The organism is Microbacterium sp., assembly GCF_031988965.1.
In the GTDB taxonomy this organism is placed as follows: Bacteria; Actinomycetota; Actinomycetes; order Actinomycetales; family Microbacteriaceae; genus Microbacterium.
The window spans coordinates 37,389-59,232 of sequence record NZ_DALZXX010000001.1; the positions used below are offsets into that span (position 1 = coordinate 37,389).

Genomic DNA, 21,844 nt, shown 5'->3' on the forward strand with positions numbered 1-21,844 from the left:
GCCGTCAGCGCTTCAGCGGCTTCACCTTCGCGGAGCGCTTGGCTTCCTTCTCCTGCTCCCGCTGCTGCTTCGCGTAGACCGGGGAGTCCGGGGAGACGGGGCGTCCATGCCGGGCGCGACGAGTGTCGACGACGGCGCCGATCGCGAGGGAGAGGCTGATCGCCCAGCTCACCCATGCGAGCGCCGAGCGCCACGTGATCTTCGTGTCACGGGAGCCGCGGAGCAGAGTCACTCCGGTCATGACTGCGCCGATGAGTCCGGTACCCGAGAGGTAGTTCATGCCCTCACGCTACCCTCACAGACGTCCACCGTGCCGAGCCTTGACAGCGGATGCGCAGTCTGCCAGGCACCGGAGGATCGCGTCCAGCACGCTCGCAGAGGACTGCGGTAGCCTTGTCGGGTCGCGGCTCGTCCGCGTCCGCAACCCGTGTATCTACCGGCCGTCGGCTTCCCGACGGACAGCGGCGGCACCCGACCCCGCGTCTCCGGGCGCGCGAGAGCCATGACACACGCATCACCTCAGGAGCGATCCGACATCCGCACGCAGGCGACGGATGCGCCCAGCCTTCTCCGCATCGCCGGCCTGCCCTATTTCCTCATCGCGTTCGTCGCGCGACTGCCCTTCGCCATGATGGTGGTCGGCGTGCTCACCGTCGTCGTCTCGGCGCGCGGGTCACTGTCGCTGGGCGGGCTGACCTCCGCGGCCGTGGGGCTGGGCACCGCCTGCTTCGGACCGCTGCTCGGCGCCGCCGCCGATCGCTTCGGTCAGCGGACCGTCCTGTTGATCCTGGCGATCGCCAACGGGGCGATGCTCGTCCTGTTCACGGTCGTCGTCTACGCGGGAGCCGCCGACGCCTTGGTGTTGCTCTCGGCGTTCGGCATCGGTGCCACGGCCCCGCAGGTCGCGCCCATGTCGCGGTCGAGGCTGGTCACGATGATCGCCGACCGCATGCCCGAGGCCGTGCGCACCCGCACCACCTCAGGGACGATGGCCTACGAATCAGCCGCGGACGAGACGGTCTTCGTCTTCGGTCCTTTCATCGTGGGCGTTCTCGCGTCGGTACTCGCCCCGTGGGCGCCGCTCGTCGGCGCCGCCGTGCTCACGGTCGTCTTCGTCGGAGCATTCGCGCTGCACCCCAGCGCGCGTGCCGTGTCCGCCCACCGCGACAGTGATGGTCGTGCACCGTCCGCCGTGTCGGAGCTCTTCAGCGCGCGTCTGCTGATCGTCGTCGTCGGAATCCTCGGGGTCGGGATGTTCTTCGGCACCATGCTCACCTCGCTGACGTCGTTCATGGCTGACCGAGGAGCTCCCGAGCAGGCGGGACTTCTGTACGGCGTCATGGGTGTCGGCTCGGCGATCCTCGCGCTCGGCGTCGCCTGGTTGCCCGCGCGGTTCTCTCTGCGTGGGCGCTGGTTGGTGTTCTCCGGCATCCTGCTCGCGGGCAGTGTCCTGCTGCTCTTCGTGGATACCCCCGCGATGATGATGCTCGCGCTTGCCATCATGGGCATCGGCATCGGGCCGACCCTGGTCACTCAGTACAGCTTCGGGGCCGCGCGCAGTCCGCTCGGGCGCTCCGCCACCGTCATGACGATGCTGGGGTCGGGAATCGTCGTCGGGCAGTCGCTCGGCGCCGCAGTCGCGGGAGAGCTCGCCGAGAACGCGGGAACCGGCAGCGCACTGCTCCTTCCGATCGTCGCCGCAGGGATAGCCTTCGCGGCGGGGGTTGTCAACTGGCGGCTGAGTGCGACCGCACCTCGCGTACGCTCGGAAAGAGCCTCGGTAGCCTGAGGTTCATCCCACTGCCTCGTCAGGAGCCCCATGCCAGCCGCAGATTTCGTCGTCGTCGCCAATCGACTCCCCGTCGACCGGGTGGTGGGCCCCGACGGCGAGGATGAGTGGCGGACGTCTCCCGGCGGGCTGGTCGCTGCGCTCGAACCGATGATGCGCAGCGCGCACGGTGCGTGGGTCGGCTGGCCCGGGCAGCCGGACGTCGAGCTCGAGCCGTTCGAGATCAACGGGATCGACCTGGTGCCGGTCCCGCTCAGCACCGAAGAGGTCGCCGACTACTACGAGGGCTTCGCGAACGACACCATCTGGCCGCTGTACCACGACGTGATCGCGCCGCCGCAGTACCACCGCGAGTGGTGGGATGCGTACGTCCGGGTGAATCGACGCTTCGCGGAGGCGGCCGCCGCCGTCGCCGCTCCGAACGGCACCGTCTGGATCCACGACTATCAGCTGCAGCTCGTGCCGCAGATGATCAGGGAGATCCGGTCCGACGTCACCATCGGCTACTTCCACCACATCCCGTTCCCCGCGCACGGCCTCTATGCGCAGCTCCCGTGGCGAGACCAGGTGCTCACCGGTCTTCTCGGCGCAGACGTCATCGGGTTCCAGCGTGCGCAGGATGCCACGTACTTCCTCACGGCCGTCCGCCGCAGACTCCGCTACGAGGTCAAGGGGTCCGCGGTCGCGATCCCGACGGAGGACGGCGGGTCGCGCACAGCGATCGCCAGAGCGTTCCCGATCTCGATCGACACGACGCCGTACCTCGAACTCGCCGCGCGTCCTGATGTGCGGGCACGCGCCGCCGAGATCAGGGAGAGCCTGGGCAACCCCAAGAAGATCCTCCTCGGCGTCGACCGACTCGACTACACGAAGGGCATCCGCCACCGCATCAAGGCCTACGGCGAGCTGCTCGAAGACGGTCTGCTCAGCGTCGATGACGTCACCTTCGTGCAGGTGGCCAGTCCCAGTCGCGAACGCGTCGACGCGTACGTGCACCTGCGCGACGAGATCGAGCTCGCAGTGGGGCGCATCAACGGCGACCACGACACGATGGGTCATACGGCCATCCGCTATCTCCACCAGGGATATCCGCGCGAGGAGATGGTCGCGCTGTATCTCGCCGCCGACGTCATGCTCGTGACCGCGCTCCGTGACGGCATGAATCTCGTCGCCAAGGAGTATGTGGCGACGCGTGCAGACAACCGTGGCGTCCTCGTGCTGAGCGAATTCACCGGCGCAGCCGATGAGCTGCGTCAGGCCGTGCGGGTCAATCCGCACGACATCGCAGGACTGAAGGATGCGATCATGACGGCTGTCGCGATGACCCCCGCGGAGCAGGGCAAGCGGATGCGCTCGCTGCGTCGCCGCGTGCTCGAGAACGACGTCGACGCGTGGTCCTCCTCGTTCCTCCGCGCGCTGGCCGACATCCGCCAGCGCTGATCGCCACGCCAAGCCGAAGATGAATCCGCCTCGAATGGAGAACCCGTGACCCGCACCTGGACCCCTGGATCCACCGACGCCGCGCTCAGCGCCATCGCAGCCACCCCCCGACTGGTCGTGGCACTCGACTTCGACGGAACAGCCTCACCGCTCGTCCCGGATCCGATGGCCGCGCGGGCGCTGCCCGAAGTGGCGGCACAGGTCGCGCGCCTCGCCGAGCTCCCGGACACCGTCGTCGCCTATGTCTCGGGTCGCAGCATGCACGATCTGCGAGTGATCACGGAGCACACCGACGACTCGCTGATCGCACTCGCGGGATCCCACGGCGCGCAGTACTGGTTCCCCGGCGGCGGTGACGCGGACGCCACCGGGCCCGAGACGGCCGAGGGCGAGCGCGAAGCGCTGTGGGCGGCTGCACGGCCGATCATCGACCGCTACGACGGTGCGGAGTTCGAGCCCAAGACCTTCGGCATGGGCGTGCACACCCGTACCGCCACGCCCGAGGTCGAGCATCAGGTCTTCGCCGAGATCGACGCGCTGGCAGCCGAGCGCTTCCCGCACTGGCGCCGTCGCGCGGGGCACCGCGTTCTCGAGTTCTCGTCGAGGACCGAGGGCAAGGATGCGGCGATGGCTGCGCTCCGCGAGCATTTCGATGCGACCGGCATCGTGTTCGCCGGTGATGACGTCACGGACGAGGACGCGATGCGCGTCCTCACTGACCAGGATCTCGGGGTGCGTGTGGGCCCGGGCGAGAGCGCAGCCGTGCTCCGTGTGGAGAATCCACAAGAGATGGCTCAGCTTCTGGAAGCTCTCGCGGACGAGAGAGCCTCCCAGCGGGAATAGACTTCCGTCATGTCCTCGCATGACCCCTCCACCAGCGCGCCCATCGACATCAAGCCCCGCAGCCGCGTCGTCACCGACGGCATCGAGGCGACGACCTCCCGAGGCATGCTCCGTGCCGTCGGCATGGGCGACGCCGACTGGGACAAGCCCCAGATCGGAATCGCGTCCAGCTGGAACGAGATCACTCCCTGCAACCTGAGCCTCGACCGCCTGGCGCAGGGCGCCAAGGAGGGCGTGCACTCCGGCGGGGGATACCCGCTGCAGTTCGGAACCATCTCCGTCTCCGACGGGATCTCGATGGGTCACGAGGGGATGCACTTCTCACTCGTGTCGCGTGAGGTCATCGCCGACTCGGTCGAGACGGTGATGATGGCCGAGCGCCTCGACGGCTCCGTGCTGCTCGCCGGCTGCGACAAGTCGATTCCCGGCATGCTCATGGCCAGCGCCCGACTCGACCTCTCCAGCGTCTTCCTCTACGCCGGCTCGATCGCCCCCGGATGGGTCAAGCTCTCCGACGGAACCGAGAAGGACGTCACGATCATCGACTCGTTCGAGGCCGTCGGCGCGTGCCGTGCCGGTCTCATGAGCGAAGAGGACCTCAAGCGCATCGAGTGCGCGATCGCGCCGGGTGAGGGTGCGTGCGGCGGCATGTACACGGCCAACACCATGGCATCCGTCGCCGAGGCACTCGGACTGAGCCTTCCGGGTTCGGCCGCTCCGCCCGCAGCGGACCGTCGTCGCGACTACTTCGCGCACCGCTCCGGCGAGGCCGTCGTCAACCTGCTCCGCCAGGGCATCACGACGCGCGACATCCTCACCAAGGAGGCATTCGAGAATGCGATCGCGCTCGCGATGGCCCTCGGAGGTTCGACGAACGTCGTGCTGCACCTGCTCGCCATCGCCCGCGAGGCCGAGATCGACCTCAGCCTGCACGACTTCAACCGCATCGGCGACAAGGTCCCGCACGTCGCGGACATGAAGCCCTTCGGCAAGTACGTCATGAACGACGTCGACCGCCACGGCGGCATCCCGGTCATCATGAAGGCGATGCTCGACGAGGGCCTGCTGCACGGAGACGCGCTCACCGTGACCGGCAAGACGCTCGCCGAGAACCTCGCCGACCTCGACCCGCAGCCGATCGACGGCGAGGTCATCCACACGTTCGACAACCCGATCCACGCCACCGGCGGTCTGACGATCCTGCACGGATCGCTCGCACCAGAGGGTGCCGTCGTGAAGACCGCGGGCTTCGACGCGGCCGTGTTCGAGGGTCCTGCGCGTGTCTTCGAGCGCGAGCGCGCGGCGATGGACGCCGTCGCGAACGGCGAGATCGAGGCGGGCACCGTCATCGTGATCCGCTACGAGGGACCCAAGGGTGGACCGGGCATGCGCGAGATGCTCGCCATCACCGCGGCCATCAAGGGCGCGGGTCTCGGAAAAGATGTACTACTCTTGACTGACGGACGATTCTCAGGCGGCACAACCGGCCTGTGCATCGGCCACATAGCACCCGAAGCGGTGGACGCAGGTCCTATCGCCTTCGTGCGCGATGGTGATCTGATACGGGTCGATATCGCAGCTCGCTCTCTCGACCTACTCGTCGACGAGGCGGAGCTCGCCTCCCGCCGCTCTGGCTGGGAGCCGCTACCCCCGCGCTATACCCGTGGCGTTCTTGCCAAGTACTCGCGTCTCGTGCGGTCCGCCGCCGAGGGCGCGACGACCGGCTGATCAACGTCGGCTCCGGCATCCCAGCCGCCGACGTCGCCTCCAGACCATCAGAAGGAGTGTCATGACTGCTGACACCGTCTCGGCTGTGCCGAGGCCGCCCGCACCCAAGTCCGCCGCACCGGAGATCTCCGGAGCAGAGGCAGTGGTCCGCACCCTGGAGCTCCTGGGCGTCAAGGACGTCTTCGGTCTTCCCGGCGGTGCGATCCTGCCCGTCTACGACCCGCTCATGGATGCATCCGAGCTCCGGCACATCCTGGTGCGCCACGAGCAGGGTGCCGGCCACGCGGCCGAGGGCTACGCGTCGTCGTCCGGCAAGGTCGGTGTCTGCATCGCGACCTCCGGGCCCGGTGCGACCAACCTCGTGACCGCGATCGCCGACGCCTACATGGACTCGGTGCCGCTGCTCGCGATCACCGGTCAGGTGTTCTCGACGCTGATGGGAACGGACGCGTTCCAGGAGGCCGACATCGTGGGCATCACGATGCCCGTGACGAAGCACTCCTTCCTCGTGAAGGACGCCTCCGAGATTCCCGGCGCCCTCGCCGCCGCGTACGAGATCGCGTCGACCGGTCGTCCCGGTCCCGTGCTCGTGGACATCACGAAGGACGCCCAGCAGGCGATGGCCCCGTTCATCTGGCCCGCCAAGATCGACCTGCCGGGCTACCGCCCCGTGACCAAGGCCCACGGCAAGCAGATCCAGGCGGCCGCAGCGCTCCTGGCCGAGGCCAAGAAGCCGGTGCTGTACGTCGGTGGCGGTGTGATCCGCGGCCGTGCGTCGGCCGAGCTTCTCGCCCTCGCCGAGACTACGAACGCGCCCGTCGTGACGACTCTCATGGCCCGCGGTGCCTTCCCGGACTCGCACCAGCAGCACCTCGGCATGCCGGGTATGCACGGCACGGTTCCCGCGGTGCTCGCGCTGCAGGAGGCCGACCTCATCGTGTCGCTCGGCGCACGTTTCGACGACCGCGTGACCGGCAAGGCCGCGCTCTTCGCGCCGAACGCCAAGGTCGTGCACGTCGACATCGACCCTGCCGAGATCTCAAAGATCCGCATGGCCGACGTGCCGATCGTGGGCGACGTGCGCGACGTGCTCGTCGACCTCGAGTCGGCGTTCCGCAGCGCGATCGGTGCCGGCGCGCCCGACACCGAGGAATGGTGGTCGTATCTCGACGGACTCCGCACCGAGTTCCCCCTCGGCTACGCGCCCACGACCGACGGTCTGCTCGCGCCGCAGTACGTGATCCAGCGGATCGGCGAACTGACGGGCCCGGAGGGCATCTACGCCGCCGGCGTCGGGCAGCACCAGATGTGGGCCGCCCAGTTCATCAAGTACGAGCGTCCCAACGCCTGGCTGAATTCCGGGGGAGCGGGCACGATGGGCTACTCCGTCCCCGCTGCCATGGGGGCGAAGGTCGCCGAACCCGACCGCGTCGTCTGGGCGATCGACGGCGACGGCTGCTTCCAGATGACCAATCAGGAGCTCGCGACCTGTGCGATCAACAACATCCCGATCAAGGTCGCCATCATCAACAACTCCTCCCTCGGCATGGTGCGCCAGTGGCAGACGCTCTTCTACGACGGCCGCCACTCGAACACCGACCTCAACACGGGGCACGGCACGGTGCGCATCCCCGATTTCGTGAAGCTGGCCGACGCCTATGGCTGCCTCGCGATCCGAGTGGAGAAGGAAGAGGAGGTGGATGCCGCGATCAAGCTCGCCCTCGAGACGAACGACCGACCTGTCGTCATCGACTTCGTCGTCAGCGCCGACTCCATGGTGTGGCCGATGGTTCCCCAGGGCGTGAGCAACAGCTACGTCCAGTACGCCCGCGAGCACGCGCCCGCATTCGACGAGGAGGACTGACCATGTCGACTCACGTGCTGAGCCTCCTCGTGGAGAACACTCCGGGTCTGCTGACCCGCGTCGCGGGGCTCTTCGCCCGCCGCGGCTTCAACATCGACTCGCTCGCGGTGGGAGTGACCGAGGTGCCCGGCATCTCGCGCATCACCGTGGTCGTCGACCTCGAGGACCTTCCGCTCGAGCAGGTGACGAAGCAGCTGAACAAGCTGATCAACGTCATCAAGATCGTCGAGCTCGATTTCCCGACCTCGGTGCAGCGCGAGCACATGCTCGTCAAGGTGCGCACCGACAACACCACGCGGTCGAACGTGATCGAGGTGGCGAACCTGTTCCGCGCCTCCGTCGTCGACTACGCGTCGGATGCTCTGGTGATCGAGGTCACCGGTGATCGCGGCAAGGTCGACGCGATGCTTCGCGCGCTCGAGCCCTTCGGCATCAAGGAGATCGCGCAGTCGGGTCTTCTCGCCATCGGTCGCGGCGGCAAGAGCATCACCGAGCGCGTCCTGCGCGGCTGATCCAGACATCACACACGTACACGAACACCAATCAAGGAGAAAACCAGTGAGCACCGAGATCTTCTACGACGCAGACGCCGATCTGTCGATCATCCAGGGCAAGAAGGTCGCCATCGTCGGCTACGGCTCGCAGGGTCACGCGCACGCGCAGAACCTTCGCGACTCGGGCGTCGAGGTCGCGATCGCGCTCAAGGAGGGCTCGAAGTCCGCGCCGAAGGCGGAAGAGGCCGGATTCGCGGTCAAGACCGTCGCCGAGGCGACGAAGTGGGCCGACCTCATCATGATCCTCGCGCCGGACCAGCACCAGCGCGGCATCTACAGCGAGTCGATCGCCCCGAACCTGAGCGAGGGCAAGACCCTCGCATTCGCGCACGGCTTCAACATCCGCTTCGGCTACATCGACGCTCCCGAGGGCGTCGACGTCATCCTCGTCGCTCCGAAGGCTCCGGGTCACACCGTGCGCCGCGAGTTCGTCGCAGGCCGCGGCATCCCCGACATCATCGCCGTCGAGCGCGACGCCTCGGGCAACGCCTGGGCGACGGCGCTCTCGTACGCGAAGGCCATCGGCGGCACCCGCGCCGGCGTCATCAAGACCACCTTCACCGAAGAGACCGAGACCGACCTCTTCGGTGAGCAGGCCGTGCTCTGCGGTGGCGTCAGCCACCTCGTGCAGGCCGGTTTCGAGACGCTGACCGAGGCGGGCTACCAGCCGCAGATCGCCTACTTCGAGGTGCTGCACGAGCTGAAGCTCATCGTCGACCTCATGTGGGAAGGCGGCATCGCCAAGCAGCGTTGGTCGATCTCCGACACGGCCGAGTACGGCGACTACGTCTCGGGACCTCGGGTCATCACGCCCGAGGTCAAGGAGTCGATGAAGGCTGTGCTCTCCGACATCCAGAGCGGTGCCTTCGCGAAGCGCTTCATCGACGACCAGGACAACGGTGCAGAGGAGTTCCTGGCGCTGCGCGCGAAGGAGGAGACGCACCCGATCGAGGAGACCGGCAAGGAGCTGCGCTCGCTCTTCGCATGGAAGCAGCAGGACGAGGACTACGTCGACGGCAGCGCTGCGCGCTGACATCGAGTCGATCGATGAGCTGACGCTGAGTCGATAGCGAAGGGGCCCGGTGCGAATCGCACCGGGCCCCTTCTGCGTGTGGCGGCACCTACTCGGTCGGTGCGTCCTCGACCTCGATCGGCGCGTCAGCGGGGTCGGCCCACATCGGAGCCGGAAGCAGCGTGTCGACCTGACCGGCCTGGATCTCGCGCAGGGCGGCCTCGATGTCGTCCGCGTTCTCGGGGACTGCCAGACCGCAGGTCCGCAGCTCGGAGGCGAACTTCAACGTGAGGCGGCTCTTCCCGGCCTCGACGGCCTCGGCGGTGGTTCCCGTGCGCTTCTCGCTGCCGGTCTGGATGTCGGACACCTCGTCGCACACGTGATAGACGGCGCCGCCGTCGACCCAGACGACCTCGTCCTTGCCGAGCAGCTGGATCACGGTCGACTGGTCGGCGGTGTACTGCTCGACGGAGGGCGGGGTGAAGTCGACTCCGATGACGGTGGCGAGGACGGCGAGGGCGATTCCGACGACGCCGGCCGTGGTCTTCTGCCCCTTGTCCATGTCCTTGTTCAGGAAGATCAGGATGATTAGGGGGAGGAACGCCACGATCGCGATGATCGCGCCGAGCTGGTTCTGCACGAAGAAGCGCACAGTCTCGGACTTCCGGGCGGGATCCAGTCGATTCGCCTTCTTCCACAGGATCGAACCCGTGATCGCGAGAGCGGCGATGACGACGAGCAGTACGAGCAGCGTGATGAACGCCCACTGCGGGAACTGCGCCGTGACCCCCTGCTCTTCGAGCAACCCGGTGTCCGGGTCACGCACAAGCGTGCCGTCTTCTCCGACATACACCCGCTGACGAAGCAGCCAGAAGATCCCGACGGCCTCTGCGGCGATCGCGACGGCCCAGAGTGCCGCGGCGATCCATCGGAAGGTCGTCGCCTTCGTCTTCGCCGCAGCGGTCGGCTTCCACCCCGCTGCGGGTTCGCCGACCGTGCCGTCGGCTGGTCTCCGCTCGACTCTTTCGTTCTGCTCAGCCTCGTTGTTCTCGGCCACGGTGATCCCTCCCGCCGGGCCTCGGCGGCCCAGATGCCACCGAGCATAGTGGACGGCGTGTCCTACGCTGGGAGACATGACTTCCGATTCCGACGACGCCCTGAGCTGGGATGGAGACGAGAGCGATGCTCCGCCGAAGCCCGTGTCGGGGGAGCGTCGCCCTCCGGCTCCGGTCGAGCCGACGACGTCCCGGCAGACGGCTGCGGAGTCGCCGGCAGACGCGCAGACGGCCGCAGACCTCCCCCACGGATGGAGCGCTGTGGGAAGAGGAAGCGACGCAGTGTCGCACGCAGAGGACGTCGGCGACGACGAACGAGCGCCGCTCGGCACAGGCACGTTGCTGACCCTCGGCATCGTGGGAGGCATCTACCTCCTCTACAGCGTGGGGTGGGTCGTCGGCGGATTGCGCCTCAAGCCGCTCGCCAATCTGATCGTCGCCGACGCGATGTACGTGCCCTGGTTCGTCCTCGCGGTCGCCGCGCCGGCTCTGTGGTTCCTCGCGACATGGGTGCTGACCAGGACGAAGGCCGGATGGATCCGGATCGCCCTCCTGCTCGTCGGGGTCGTGCTGCTCGTGCCATGGCCCTTCGTGACGGTGGGGGTGATCGGATCATGACCGAGATGAAGACGGACGCGACGTCGCACTCCGGTTCACCGCGCTGGCTCAGCGCGGTGGTGCTCGGGCTTGCGGGCCTCTTCTACGCGTACGCGATCTGGAACGCCGTGGCGCACCTCATCTCGATGGCCCAGAACGGCCTGACCGGCGTCGGCTGGGTGACGCTGCTCTTCGGCGTGGTCTTCCCCGCGATCGTGTTCGTGTTCGCGTGGGCGATCGGCAGACGCCGGAATGCGGGCGAACTCGGGCTCGTGCTGCTGGCCGGTCTCGGGATCGTGGCGGTGTTCTGGCTGAGCCTCATCGGCTACAGCATCCTCAACATGTCGGATCTGGTGACGGTCGCGTCCTGATCCCCGGCGTCACACGGCACGGAGCAGCGGGAGCGCTCGGGTACAGTTGAAGTGATCGCGCCCCCACGGTGTGCGGCGCATCGGCCCCCTGTCGCGCTGCCCCGAAGGATCCCTGTGCCGAAGCCCGTCGTGCTCCTCGCCGAAGTTCTCTCTCCCGCCACGATCGAGGCTCTCGGCCCCGATTTCGACGTTCGCACCGTCGACGGCACCGATCGTGAGGCGCTGTTCGCGTCGCTCGCGGACGCTGACGCGGTGCTGATCCGCTCGGCGACGCAGATCGACGAGGAGGCGCTGACCCACGCGCCGAAGCTCAAGGTCGTGGCTCGCGCCGGAGTCGGACTCGACAACGTCGACATCAAGGCCGCCACGACGGCCGGCGTCATGGTCGTGAACGCGCCGACCTCGAACATCGTCTCTGCCGCCGAGCTCACGGTCGGTCACATCCTCAGCCTCGCTCGCCGCATCCCGGCCGCCCATGCCTCGCTCGCCGCAGGTCAGTGGAAGCGCAGTTCGTTCACGGGTGCCGAGCTCTTCGAGAAGACCGTCGGCATCGTCGGCCTCGGCCGCATCGGCGCCCTCGTCGCTGCTCGCCTCGCCGCGTTCGACATGCGCGTCGTCGCGTACGACCCCTACGTCACCTCGGCTCGCGCGCAGCAGCTCGGCGTTCAGCTGCTGTCTCTCGACGAGCTGGTCGCCGAATCCGACTTCCTGACGATCCACATGCCGAAGACGCCGGAGACCACCGGTATGATCGGTGCCGAGCAGTTCGCGGCCATGAAGCCGACGGCGTTCGTCGTCAACGTCGCTCGCGGCGGGCTCATCGACGAAGAAGCTCTTCACGCGGCGCTCGTCGCCGGTGAGATCGCGGGCGCAGGGCTCGATGTCTTCACCTCCGAGCCCCCGGCCGAGGGCGGGACCGCTCGTCCGCTGCTCGACCTCCCGAACGTGGTCGTCACCCCGCACCTCGGGGCCAGCACCGAGGAGGCGCAGGAGAAGGCCGGCGTGTCGGTCGCTCGGTCCGTTCGCCTCGCGCTCGGCGGCGACCTCGTGCCGGATGCCGTCAACGTCGCGGGTGGCGTGATCGACCCGTACGTGCGCCCGGGGATCTCGCTCGTCGAGAAGCTCGGTCAGATCTTCGCCGCTCTCGCCACGTCGCCGCTCACGAGCCTCGACGTCGAGGTGCACGGCGAGCTGAACGACTACGATGTCAGCGTCCTCAAGCTCGCTGCTCTCAAGGGCGTGTTCACCAACATCGTCAGCGAGACGGTCTCGTACGTGAACGCTCCGCTGCTCGCCGAGCAGCGCGGTATCGCCGTCCGTCTTCTCAAGGACGACGTGAGCGACGAGTACCGCAACGTGATCACTCTCAGCGGTGCCCTCTCCGACGGCTCGCAGCTCTCGGTCTCGGGCACGCTCACCGGTCCGAAGCAGGCCGAGAAGCTCGTCGGCATCAACGGACACGCCCTCGAGCTGCCGATCGAGAAGCACCACGTGGTCATGCTGTACACCGACCGGCCCGGGATCGTCGCCGTCTACGGTCAGAAGTTCGGCGAGGCGGGAGTCAACATCGCGGGTATGCAGATCTCGCGCCTCGGTGCCGGCGACCAGGCACTCAGCGTCGTGACTCTCGACTCTCCGATCTCCGATGAGCTGCTCGACGAGGTGAGCTCGGCGATCGACGCCGACCTCTTCCGTCAGATCGAGATCACCGAGGTCTGAGCGGGGGAGACCCGACTTCACGAGAGAGCGGGAGGGGCGGCCGTTCGGCTGCCCCTCCCGCTCTCTCGTTCGCGAGGACCGTGTCAGGGCGCTGTCGCGCGCAGCACGAGCGCGATGAGGTCCGAGAGCTCGTCGCTTCGCGGCACGAGGCGCTCGGGACCGTGCACATCGAGCGAGTTGTTGAAGTAGAGCCCGTCACTGAGCAGCATCACGAGGTCGAGACTCGCCGCATCCCGCACGTGCGGGCGGATCGTGTCCTCCCACCGATCCCTGTTGCGACGCAGCGCGTCCGCGGCGGCTGTCGAGCCCCCCTGTGCGAGCCGGGTCGCGGCGATCAGAGCGCGATCCAGGGCGTCGTCCTCCATGACGGAGGTCCGCACGTAGTACGCCACCGGCCCCTCCTCAGCTGTCGTCATGCGCTCGAGATCGGCTGTCGTGAGTGCATCCAGGCGTTCGATCAGCCCTGCGGCGAGGTCTTCCTTGGACCCGAAATGATAGAGCAGCCCGCCCTTCGAGACGCCGGCGGCCTTGGCCGTCGCGTCGAGGGTGGCTGCACGCTCGCCGTCTTCGATGACGATCGACTCGAACGCGTCGAGCACTCGTTCGCGGGCGAGGGGAGGTCGGGGCATCGGGGATCCTCTGTTCGTCTCGATTCACAGTAGCGCGGCCGTGTGACGACTCTGTTACTATACCATCTGGACGGTTTAGTAACGATGCCGCCATGATTCTGAGAGGTGTCCCATGACCCGTACTGCGTCGATCCCGACGACAGAGACGGATGCTCCCCGCGTCGGAGCCCGAGGCTGGGCGGCGCTCGTCGTCCTCATGCTCCCCGTGCTCCTGGTGTCGGTGGACAACACGGTGCTGAGCTTCGCGCTCCCCGAGATCTCCATCGCGCTCGCGCCGACCGGTGCAGAGCAGCTGTGGATCATCGACGTCTATCCACTCGTGCTGGCCGGGCTCCTCGTCACCATGGGAACGCTCGGCGACCGCTTCGGACGTCGGCGGATGCTGCTGATCGGCGCGACCGGCTTCGCGGTGGTGTCGGCTCTCGCGGCGTTCGCCCCGACGGCCGGTCTGCTGATCGCCGCGCGTGCCCTGCTCGGCTTCTTCGGCGCGATGCTGATGCCGTCGACACTGTCTCTCCTGCGCTCGATCTTCCAGAACCGCGACCAGCGGCGTCTCGCGATCGCGGTGTGGGCATCGGCGTTCTCCGCCGGATCCGCTCTCGGCCCGATCGTGGGCGGGTTCCTGCTCGAGCACTTCGACTGGGGCTCCGTCTTCCTGATCGCCGTGCCCGTGCTCATCCCGCTGCTCGTCGCCGCGCCGCTGCTCGTCCCTGAGAGCCGTGACCCGAACCCCGGTCGCATCGACCTCGCCAGCATCGTGCTGTCGATGGCGGCGATGATCCCCGTGGTCTACGCGATCAAGTCGCTCGCGGTCGATGGGCCGAGCCTCACCGCAGGCGCCTGGGCGCTGCTCGGCATCGTGATGGGATACCTGTTCGTGCGGCGACAGTTGCGGGCAGAGGTGCCCATGCTCGACATGGCGCTGTTCCGCCGTGGCTCGTTCTCGGGAGCGATTCTCGTGAACCTCCTCAGCGTGGTCGCTCTCGTCGGCTTCCTCTACTTCGTCTCGCAGCACCTGCAGCTGGTGCTCGGTCTCTCGCCCATGACGGCGGGCGCGGCCCTCGTGCCCGGAATGGTCGCGATGATCGTGGCCGGTCTCTCGGTCGTCCCGATCTCGCGTCGGGTGCGTCCGCACATCCTGGTGCCCGCGGGGCTCCTGTTCTCCGTGGCCGGATACCTGCTCGTCGCGTTCACCACGTCCGACCACGGTGTCGCTCCGCTGATCATCGCGTTCGTGGTGCTGGGCATCGGCATCGGAGCTGCCGAGACGATCTCGAACGAGCTGATCCTCTCGAGCGCTCCCGCAGAGAAGGCGGGCGCCGCGAGCGCCGTCTCCGAGACCGCGTACGAGCTCGGGGCGGTGCTCGGCACCGCGGTGCTCGGTGGCCTCATCACCGCGTTCTACCGCGGCGCGCTGATCATCCCCGCCGGTACCCCGGCGGATGCGGCGCACGCCGCACAGGAGACGCTCGCCGGGGCGTTCACCGCCGCGCAGGAGCTGCCGACGGGGCTGGGCGACGCGCTGTGGGATGCCGCGTCGGCCGCGTTCGGCTCGGGCATCCTCGTGACCTCCCTCATCGGCGCCGGACTGGTGATCGTCGCCGGGGCGATCGCCGCCGTCACACTGCGCAAGGCTCCCTCGCACTGACCAGTACGCTGGATGGACCGGCCCGCTCGGCGACAGCCCGACGCAGGGGCCGGTCCATTTCGATGCAAGGAGTCTCATGTCGCGTGTCGTGAAGCTGGCCGTCATCCCCGGTGACGGAATCGGCCCCGAGGTCGTCGCCGAAGCCGAGAAGGTCCTCGACGCCGTCACCGCGTCGAGCGACGTGACCTTCGACAAGACGCGCTTCTCGCTCGGTGCCGCTCGGTATCTCGAGACGGGCGACACACTCACCGACGACGACCTCGGGGCGATCTCCGAGCACGACGCGATCCTGCTCGGAGCAGTCGGCGGCACTCCCGGTGACCCGCGTCTCAAGGACGCGAACATCGAGCGAGGTCTGCTGCTCAAGCTGCGGTTCACCCTCGACCACTACGTCAACCTGCGTCCGTCGAAGCTCTTCGCCGGCGCGTCCGGGCCGCTGTCCGATCCGGGCGAGATCGACTTCGTCGTCGTGCGCGAAGGCACCGAGGGGCCGTATGTGGGCAACGGCGGTGCGATCCGCCAGGGCACGCCGCACGAGGTGGCGAACGAGACCTCGGTCAACACCGCTTTCGGCGTCGAGCGCGTCGTGCGCTACGCCTTCGAGCTCGCGGAGCGTCGCAACAGGAAGCTGACGCTGGTGCACAAGACCAACGTGCTCGTGCACGCGGGAGCGATCTGGAGGCGTCTCGTCGACGAGGTGGCCGCGGAGCATCCCGACGTGACCGTCGATTATCTGCACGTCGACGCCGCGACCATCTTCCTCGTCACCGATCCCGCGCGCTTCGACGTGATCGTCACCGACAACCTCTTCGGCGACATCCTCACCGACCTCGCCGGTGCCGTGACCGGCGGTATCGGTCTGGCCGCGTCGGGCAACATCAACCCGGACGGCGCGTTCCCCTCGATGTTCGAACCCGTGCACGGCTCGGCTCCCGACATCGCAGGCCAGCAGAAGGCCGATCCGACCGCAGCGATCCTCTCGGTGGCTCTCCTGCTCGATCACCTGGGCCTCTCCGCGGAGTCCGCGCGGGTCACTGCCGCCGTCGAGGCCGACATCGCCGCCCGCACCGGAACCCGGAGCACGGCAGAGGTCGGCTCGGCGATCGCTGCACGACTCTGAACGACAGGCGTAGGCTGACACCGCGTGATGTCGCGCGCACACTGAAGAGAGAAGACGAGATGACGACCATCGATGTTGAGGCGACCGTGGCTCCGCTGGAGTTCGCGGTGACGAAGAACCTGAACGCGGCGACCCCGGCGCGCGTCGCCGAGGTACTGGAGAACCCCGGCTTCGGCGTCGTCTTCACCGATCACATGGTCGACATCTGCTGGTCGTCGAAGGGTGGCTGGCACCGCCCGCGCGTCCAGCCTTACGGCCCGATCCCGCTCGACCCGGCCGCGTCGGTGCTGCACTACGCGCAGGAGATCTTCGAGGGGATCAAGGCCTACCGTCACGCGGACGGCTCGATCCACACCTTCCGTCCCGACCGCAACGCGGCTCGCCTTCAGGCGAGCGCCCGCCGTCTCGCGCTGCCCGAGCTGCCGACCGAGTACTTCATCCAGTCGCTGCGCGAGATCATCGAGGTCGACGGCCGCTGGGTGCCGTCCGGCGCCGATCAGAGCCTGTACCTCCGTCCCTTCATGTTCGCCAAGGAGGCCTTCCTCGGGGTCCGCGCGGCGCAGAAGGTCGCGTACTACGTCATCGCGAGCCCCGCGGGCGCGTACTTCAGCGGTGGCGTGAAGCCTGTGCGCATCTGGCTCTCCGAGGACTACGCACGCGCGGGCAAGGGCGGCACGGGCAAGGCGAAGACCGGCGGCAACTACGCGTCGAGTCTGCTCGCCCAGAGCGAGGCCAGTGCCCAGGGCTGCGACCAGGTCGTGTTCCTCAACGAGGAGCGCAACGTGGAAGAGCTCGGCGGCATGAACGTCGTGTTCGTCTTCAAGGACGGCCGGGTCGTCACGCCGGAGTCCGACAGCATCCTCGAGGGGATCACCCGCGACTCGCTGCTGCAGCTCGCGGAGGACCGCGGTTACACGGTCGAGAAGCGTCCGATCTCGATCGACGAGTGGCGTGAGGGCGTGGCATCCGGCGACATCGTCGAGGTGTTCGCGTGCGGTACCGCCGCCGTGGTGACTCCGATCGGCGCACTCGTGGGCGACGGCTTCGACGAGGGCCAGCCGCTCGGTGAGCTGGCCTTGTCACTGCGTGAGGAGCTCACCGACATCCAGTACGGCCGTCGCGAGGACAAGCACGGCTGGCTTCTGCGTCTCGACGCCTGACGCCGGCGCGATCGTCTCGGGCCCCGCTTGCGAACACTGCAAGCGGGGCCCTGTCGTCTGTGGGCGCTGGCTAGGCTGGTGGCATGAAGATCGCCCGATTCAGCCATGACGACGCCATCCTCTTCGGGATCGTCGATGACACCGACCTCGTCGTCCTCTCGGGCGATCCGCTCTTCGCGGGGTACGAGCCCACGGGAGACCGCGTGCCGATCGCGGATGCGGTGATCCTGGCTCCGGTGATCCCCCGGTCGAAGATCGTGTGCGTCGGCAAGAACTATCACGACCACGCGGCCGAGATGGGGGGAACGGCACCCGAGGAGCCCCTGCTCTTCCTGAAGCCGAACACCGCGGTGATCGGCCCCGGAGATGCGATCGTGCGTCCGTCGATCTCCGAGCAGACGGAGTACGAGGGGGAGCTGGCGGTCGTGATCGGCAAGGTCGCGAAGAACGTCGCGCAGGCGGATGCTCTCGACCACGTGCTCGGTTACACGATCGCAAACGACGTCACCGCGCGCGACCTGCAGCGCAAGGACGGCCAGTGGGCGCGCGCGAAGGGCTTCGACACGTTCTGCCCGCTCGGGCCGACCATCAGCACGGACTTCGACCCGTCGGTCGCGACGATCGAGACACGGGTCAACGGAGAGGTCCGCCAGAAGGCGCCTCTGACCGACATGATCCACTCGGTCGAGGCGATCATCGAGCACGCCTCCGCCGTGTTCACCCTCCTGCCGGGCGATGTGATCCTCACAGGGACGCCGGCAGGGGTCGGATCCTTCGACGCAGGCGACACGGTCGAGGTCGAGATCACCGGACTGGGGATCCTGCGCAACACCGTGCGCGACGCTGTGCGCGCGTCATGACGACTGCCGCTCTGACGGCGACCCAGCAGGCCGCGGTCCAGCGACGCACGGTTCTGGTGCTGTCCGCGGGGCAGGTCCTCGGTGGGATCGCCTTCGGAGCGACTGTGTCGCTCGGTGCGCTGCTCGCGGCCGATCTCTCGGGCAGCGACGCGCTCTCGGGTCTCGCCACAGCATCCGTCACGCTCGGTGCTGCACTGTGCGCGATTCCGCTCGCGCGTCTCGCCGGACGCGTCGGCCGACGCCGTGCGCTGACGCTGGGCAACCTCTTTGCGCTCGTGGGCATCGCGATCGTGATTCTGGCCGCATCCGTGCGGGTGTTTCCACTGCTTCTCGTGGGCATCCTCATGATCGGCGCGGGGAACGCCGGCAACCTGCAGTCGCGGTTCGCAGCCACCGATCTCGCGGCCCCACAGCATCGCGGGCGTGATCTCTCGATCGTGGTGTGGGCGACGACCGTCGGAGGCGTGGCGGGACCCCTGCTGCTCGGCCCCGGCGAGATCGTCGGCGCGGCGATCGGGATGCCGCCGCAGACAGGTTCGTATGCCTTCTCGTTCGTCGCGCAGTGCGCGGCGCTCGTGCTCTACCTGATCGCGCTGCGCCCGGACCCGCTCCTCGCGGCCCAGCGGCTCGCCACGTCGGCGGCGGCAGCGACCGGACAGGTGTTCGCAGATCGCCCGGTCGTCGCCCGATACGCGATCTTCGCAGTCGCGGGCTCGCACGTCGTGATGGCATCCGTCATGGCCATGACTCCCGTGCACCTGGCTCATATGGCGCACGGCAGTGACGGCATGGCGCCGACCCCTGCGGATGTCTCGGCGCTCGTGGGGATCACGATCGCCTTGCACGTCGGGGGCATGTATGCCCTGTCGCCGGTCTTCGGCATCCTCGCCGACCGGTGGGGGCGACTGCGCGTCGTGCTGCTCGGGCAGGTGCTCCTGGGCGGCGCGCTCGCCTTCGCCGTGTTCGCGAACGACCGGGAATGGGGCGTGATCGTGGCGCTCATCCTGCTCGGCCTGGGCTGGAGTGCGGCGACCGTCGCGGGTGCGGCCCTGCTCACGGAGGCGAGTTCCCCTGAGCTGCGCACACGCCGCCAGGGACGCAGTGATTCGCTGATGAGCCTGTCGGCCGCCGCCGGAGCGGTGCTGGCCGGTGTGATCCTGTCGAACTTCCAGTACGCGGGACTCGGCATCGCAGCATCCGTTCTCGTGGTCGCGATCGTGGTGCTCTCGCCTCTCGGGGTCTCGAAGGCTCGATGAAGGACTGGGCGGGCACAGGGCGCGCGTACGCCGACTCCTACGCCTCCCTGTGCGTCGGCACAGCGAGTGCCGTGAGCGCATCGCTCGGAGACGCGGACGGGCGCACGCTGCTCGACGTCGGATCGGGTACCGGCCTGCTCGCCGCGGCCCTGGTCGATGTCGGATGGGACGTGACGGGCTGCGAACCGGAGCCGTCGATGCGCGCGGTGTCGCAGCACGATCATCCGATGCTGCCCGTGCGAGACGGTGCGCTTCCGTGTCTGCCGTTCGCCGACGAGTCCTTCGACGCGGTCGTGGCGAACTTCGTGCTCAACCACGTGGCCGACCCTCGAGCATCGGCACGAGAGCTCGCCAGGGTCGCGGCGGACAGCATCGCTGCGACGATCTGGACGACGTCGCCGACGTGGCTGTGGCGTGAGGTGTGCTCGCGGGCAGGACTCGTGCCCGCGCCGGGAGAGCGGCTGCTCCCGCAGTTGGACTTCGAACGCACAGCGGCGGGCTTCGAGCGCATGCTGACCGACGCGGGCTGGCGTGTGCGTGCGGTCTCCGACCTCACCTGGACCTGGCATGCGGATGTCACGGCACTGTGGATCTCTGCCGAGGGAGGCGTCGGCGGTGCCGGACTCTTCTATCGTGCGCTCGATCACGAAGGACGCGCCTCGTTCCGGCGGGCATTCGACGAGGTGTGCGAGGAGCGATCCGTCGCCGGGTTCGTTCCTCTGCGGCATTCCGCTGCCGTGGCGGTCGGGAGTCGTCGCTGACCCGGTGTCGCACCAGCGGCCGTATGCGATGCAGATGCGACACCGGGTCAGGTTCTCGGCGAGCTCAGGTGTACCAGGTGGGTTCAGGCACCTCGTTGAGCAGCACGTACCCACCCACCTCGCGCTTCTTGTAGGCGATCGGGTCATGCAGGCTGTGCGTGCGAAGGTTGCGCCAATAGATGTCGAGACCGACGGAGCTGGCCGATGCGCGGGCACCGGTGAGCTCATAGACCTTCGTCGCGACCTCCAAGCCGTCGTCGACGATCCGGAGCTTCCCCGCGGCGATCCGCACGGCGATCTCTCCGCGACGGCGGGCGGTGAGTTCTTCGCGCGGTGCATGGAGCGCGGCGCTGATCTCGGCGCCGGCGGCATCGAGCAGGGCTTCATCGGCCCAGAGCTTGGACGCCAACTCCCCGTAACCCTCCAGCAGGTACCACTCGTCGGTTGCGCGCTGCTTGTCGTCGCCACCGTAGGGCCAGGGGCGTGTCGCGGAGCGCGTGTAGGCAGCCGCCGTCTCGATCGCACCCTGCGCGATGCCGAGGTAGAAGTTGGCGAACACGAGCTGGATGGTCGGCACGTTCAGGGTGTTGTAGGTGAGTGGCTGGAACACCCTGTCCACGAATCCGGCCGCGGAGGCCCAGGGCACACGCACGTCGCGGATCTCCACCGAGCCGGATTCGGTGAGCCGCTGCCCGAGGCTGTCCCAGTCGCCGGCGAAGACGATGCCGTCCTGTGCGGTGGGCACGATCGCGAAGATGTGCGTCTCGGTGCCTTCGAGAACGCCTTCCAGCACCGTCAGATCCGAGATCTGACCTCCGGTGGAGAAGGACTTGCGTCCGGAGAAGACGAGGTCGTCTCCGTCTTCCCTGACGATCAGGTCGGAGTCGCGAGGGTTGACGGCGCCGCCGAAGACGAAGTTGTTGCTCGTGTACAGCTCCTCGACGGCGGCGATCTGGTCTTCCGTCGCCACGAGTCGGGCAGCCCATGCCCAGAGGTAGTGGTACCCGAGCACCTGACCGATCGATCCGTCACCGCGCGCCACGGTGCGGATCACCTTGTACGCGGTGTCCCAGCTCTCGCCGGCACCACCGTGGGCGGCGGGCCCGAGCAGCGTGATCAACCCCGCGTCCTTGAGCAGTCTCACCTCCGCGTGAGGAGTCGCATTGGCACGGTCGCGCTCGACGGCATCGACCGCGAGGATGTCGGCCACCTGCCGTGCTCGTTCGAGCCATTCGGCACTGTTCCGTGGTCGTGGTGCGTCTCGCCAGCGGTCGCCGAGCTCGGTCGTCGTTGCCTCCGTGAGTGTCATGTCGTTGCCTTTCGAGTGGAGTGGACCTGCGGTTGTGGGTTGCCGCAACGATAGGAGCCGATCGGTTCGGAATGCCGGTTGTTACCCGGGGTGAGTGACTGTTACCCGACGTGACCGGATGAGCACACG

Annotated in this window: 20 protein-coding genes; 16 read left to right on the forward strand and 4 right to left on the reverse strand. The window is 67.9% G+C overall.

Translation table 11 applies throughout. The annotated features are described in order from the left end of the window. Nucleotides 1–4 precede the first annotated feature (4 nt). Nucleotides 5–280 carry a hypothetical protein gene (locus RTM68_RS00225; protein ID WP_312167243.1) on the reverse strand — a complete coding sequence of 92 codons (276 nt, stop codon included), beginning with the start codon at nt 278–280 and terminating at the stop codon, nt 5–7. A 222-nt stretch (nt 281–502) separates the two neighbouring features. On the opposite strand from RTM68_RS00225, the gene RTM68_RS00230 reads away from it, so the two are divergent. From RTM68_RS00230 to ilvC, 7 genes are all read left to right on the forward strand, one after another. After that, the gene (locus tag RTM68_RS00230) at nt 503–1,789 is read left to right on the forward strand and encodes an MFS transporter (protein WP_312167246.1); all 1,287 of its coding nucleotides are present in this window, start codon (nt 503–505) and stop codon (nt 1,787–1,789) included. A gap of 30 nt (nt 1,790–1,819) precedes the next feature. After that, entirely contained in the window at nt 1,820–3,229 is a 1,410-nt protein-coding gene (locus RTM68_RS00235) for a trehalose-6-phosphate synthase (protein WP_312167249.1), read from the forward strand. Between the two features lie 45 nt (nt 3,230–3,274). Beyond that, the gene (gene otsB / locus RTM68_RS00240; protein WP_312167252.1) at nt 3,275–4,072 is read left to right on the forward strand and encodes a trehalose-phosphatase; all 798 of its coding nucleotides are present in this window, start codon (nt 3,275–3,277) and stop codon (nt 4,070–4,072) included. A gap of 9 nt (nt 4,073–4,081) precedes the next feature. Further along, on the forward strand, nt 4,082–5,800 hold the full coding sequence (gene ilvD / locus RTM68_RS00245; protein ID WP_194764163.1) for a dihydroxy-acid dehydratase: 1,719 nt from the start codon (nt 4,082–4,084) through the stop codon (nt 5,798–5,800). 61 nt (nt 5,801–5,861) lie between these two features. After that, nucleotides 5,862–7,664, forward strand: a complete 1,803-nt coding sequence (locus RTM68_RS00250; protein WP_194764162.1) for an acetolactate synthase large subunit — start codon at nt 5,862–5,864, stop codon at nt 7,662–7,664. A 2-nt stretch (nt 7,665–7,666) separates the two neighbouring features. Further along, nucleotides 7,667–8,176 carry an acetolactate synthase small subunit gene (ilvN, locus tag RTM68_RS00255; RefSeq protein ID WP_194764161.1) on the forward strand — a complete coding sequence of 170 codons (510 nt, stop codon included), beginning with the start codon at nt 7,667–7,669 and terminating at the stop codon, nt 8,174–8,176. A 46-nt stretch (nt 8,177–8,222) separates the two neighbouring features. Then, entirely contained in the window at nt 8,223–9,251 is a 1,029-nt protein-coding gene (gene ilvC, locus RTM68_RS00260) for a ketol-acid reductoisomerase (RefSeq protein WP_194764160.1), read from the forward strand. Nucleotides 9,252–9,339: 88 nt separating this feature from the next. Here the strand turns inward: ilvC and RTM68_RS00265 are convergent, their stop codons facing one another. Next, a complete protein-coding gene (locus tag RTM68_RS00265; RefSeq protein WP_312167260.1) occupies nt 9,340–10,287 on the reverse strand; it encodes a hypothetical protein in 948 nt (315 codons plus the stop codon). Nucleotides 10,288–10,363: 76 nt separating this feature from the next. On the opposite strand from RTM68_RS00265, the gene RTM68_RS00270 reads away from it, so the two are divergent. The 3 genes from RTM68_RS00270 to serA all read left to right on the forward strand — a co-directional run bounded on the left by RTM68_RS00270 (nt 10,364) and on the right by serA (nt 12,972). Next, on the forward strand, nt 10,364–10,903 hold the full coding sequence (locus RTM68_RS00270; RefSeq protein WP_312167262.1) for a hypothetical protein: 540 nt from the start codon (nt 10,364–10,366) through the stop codon (nt 10,901–10,903). Next, nucleotides 10,900–11,253 carry a hypothetical protein gene (locus RTM68_RS00275; RefSeq protein WP_312167265.1) on the forward strand — a complete coding sequence of 118 codons (354 nt, stop codon included), beginning with the start codon at nt 10,900–10,902 and terminating at the stop codon, nt 11,251–11,253. Before RTM68_RS00270 ends, RTM68_RS00275 begins: the two co-directional genes overlap by 4 nt. 114 nt (nt 11,254–11,367) lie before the next feature. Continuing rightward, the gene (gene serA, locus RTM68_RS00280; protein ID WP_312167268.1) at nt 11,368–12,972 is read left to right on the forward strand and encodes a phosphoglycerate dehydrogenase; all 1,605 of its coding nucleotides are present in this window, start codon (nt 11,368–11,370) and stop codon (nt 12,970–12,972) included. Between the two features lie 83 nt (nt 12,973–13,055). Here the strand turns inward: serA and RTM68_RS00285 are convergent, their stop codons facing one another. Further along, on the reverse strand, nt 13,056–13,601 hold the full coding sequence (locus tag RTM68_RS00285; RefSeq protein WP_194764157.1) for a TetR/AcrR family transcriptional regulator: 546 nt from the start codon (nt 13,599–13,601) through the stop codon (nt 13,056–13,058). Nucleotides 13,602–13,713: 112 nt separating this feature from the next. Between RTM68_RS00285 and RTM68_RS00290 the strand changes: the two genes are divergently transcribed. From RTM68_RS00290 to RTM68_RS00315, 6 genes are all read left to right on the forward strand, one after another. Then, nucleotides 13,714–15,249: an MFS transporter gene (locus RTM68_RS00290; protein WP_312167272.1), complete on the forward strand. Its 1,536-nt coding sequence runs from the start codon at nt 13,714–13,716 to the stop codon at nt 15,247–15,249. Between the two features lie 76 nt (nt 15,250–15,325). Continuing rightward, entirely contained in the window at nt 15,326–16,369 is a 1,044-nt protein-coding gene (locus tag RTM68_RS00295) for a 3-isopropylmalate dehydrogenase (RefSeq protein ID WP_312167274.1), read from the forward strand. A 59-nt stretch (nt 16,370–16,428) separates the two neighbouring features. Then, on the forward strand, nt 16,429–17,529 hold the full coding sequence (locus RTM68_RS00300; RefSeq protein ID WP_312167277.1) for a branched-chain amino acid aminotransferase: 1,101 nt from the start codon (nt 16,429–16,431) through the stop codon (nt 17,527–17,529). Between the two features lie 83 nt (nt 17,530–17,612). Continuing rightward, a complete protein-coding gene (locus RTM68_RS00305) occupies nt 17,613–18,389 on the forward strand; it encodes a fumarylacetoacetate hydrolase family protein (RefSeq protein ID WP_312167280.1) in 777 nt (258 codons plus the stop codon). After that, the gene (locus RTM68_RS00310; RefSeq protein WP_312167282.1) at nt 18,386–19,645 is read left to right on the forward strand and encodes an MFS transporter; all 1,260 of its coding nucleotides are present in this window, start codon (nt 18,386–18,388) and stop codon (nt 19,643–19,645) included. Before RTM68_RS00305 ends, RTM68_RS00310 begins: the two co-directional genes overlap by 4 nt. Next, complete coding sequence (locus RTM68_RS00315) at nt 19,642–20,406, forward strand: class I SAM-dependent methyltransferase (RefSeq protein ID WP_312167284.1); 765 nt, start codon at nt 19,642–19,644, stop codon at nt 20,404–20,406. Before RTM68_RS00310 ends, RTM68_RS00315 begins: the two co-directional genes overlap by 4 nt. A gap of 64 nt (nt 20,407–20,470) precedes the next feature. Here the strand turns inward: RTM68_RS00315 and RTM68_RS00320 are convergent, their stop codons facing one another. Further along, on the reverse strand, nt 20,471–21,715 hold the full coding sequence (locus RTM68_RS00320; RefSeq protein WP_312167286.1) for an acyl-CoA dehydrogenase family protein: 1,245 nt from the start codon (nt 21,713–21,715) through the stop codon (nt 20,471–20,473). Nucleotides 21,716–21,844 lie beyond the last annotated feature (129 nt).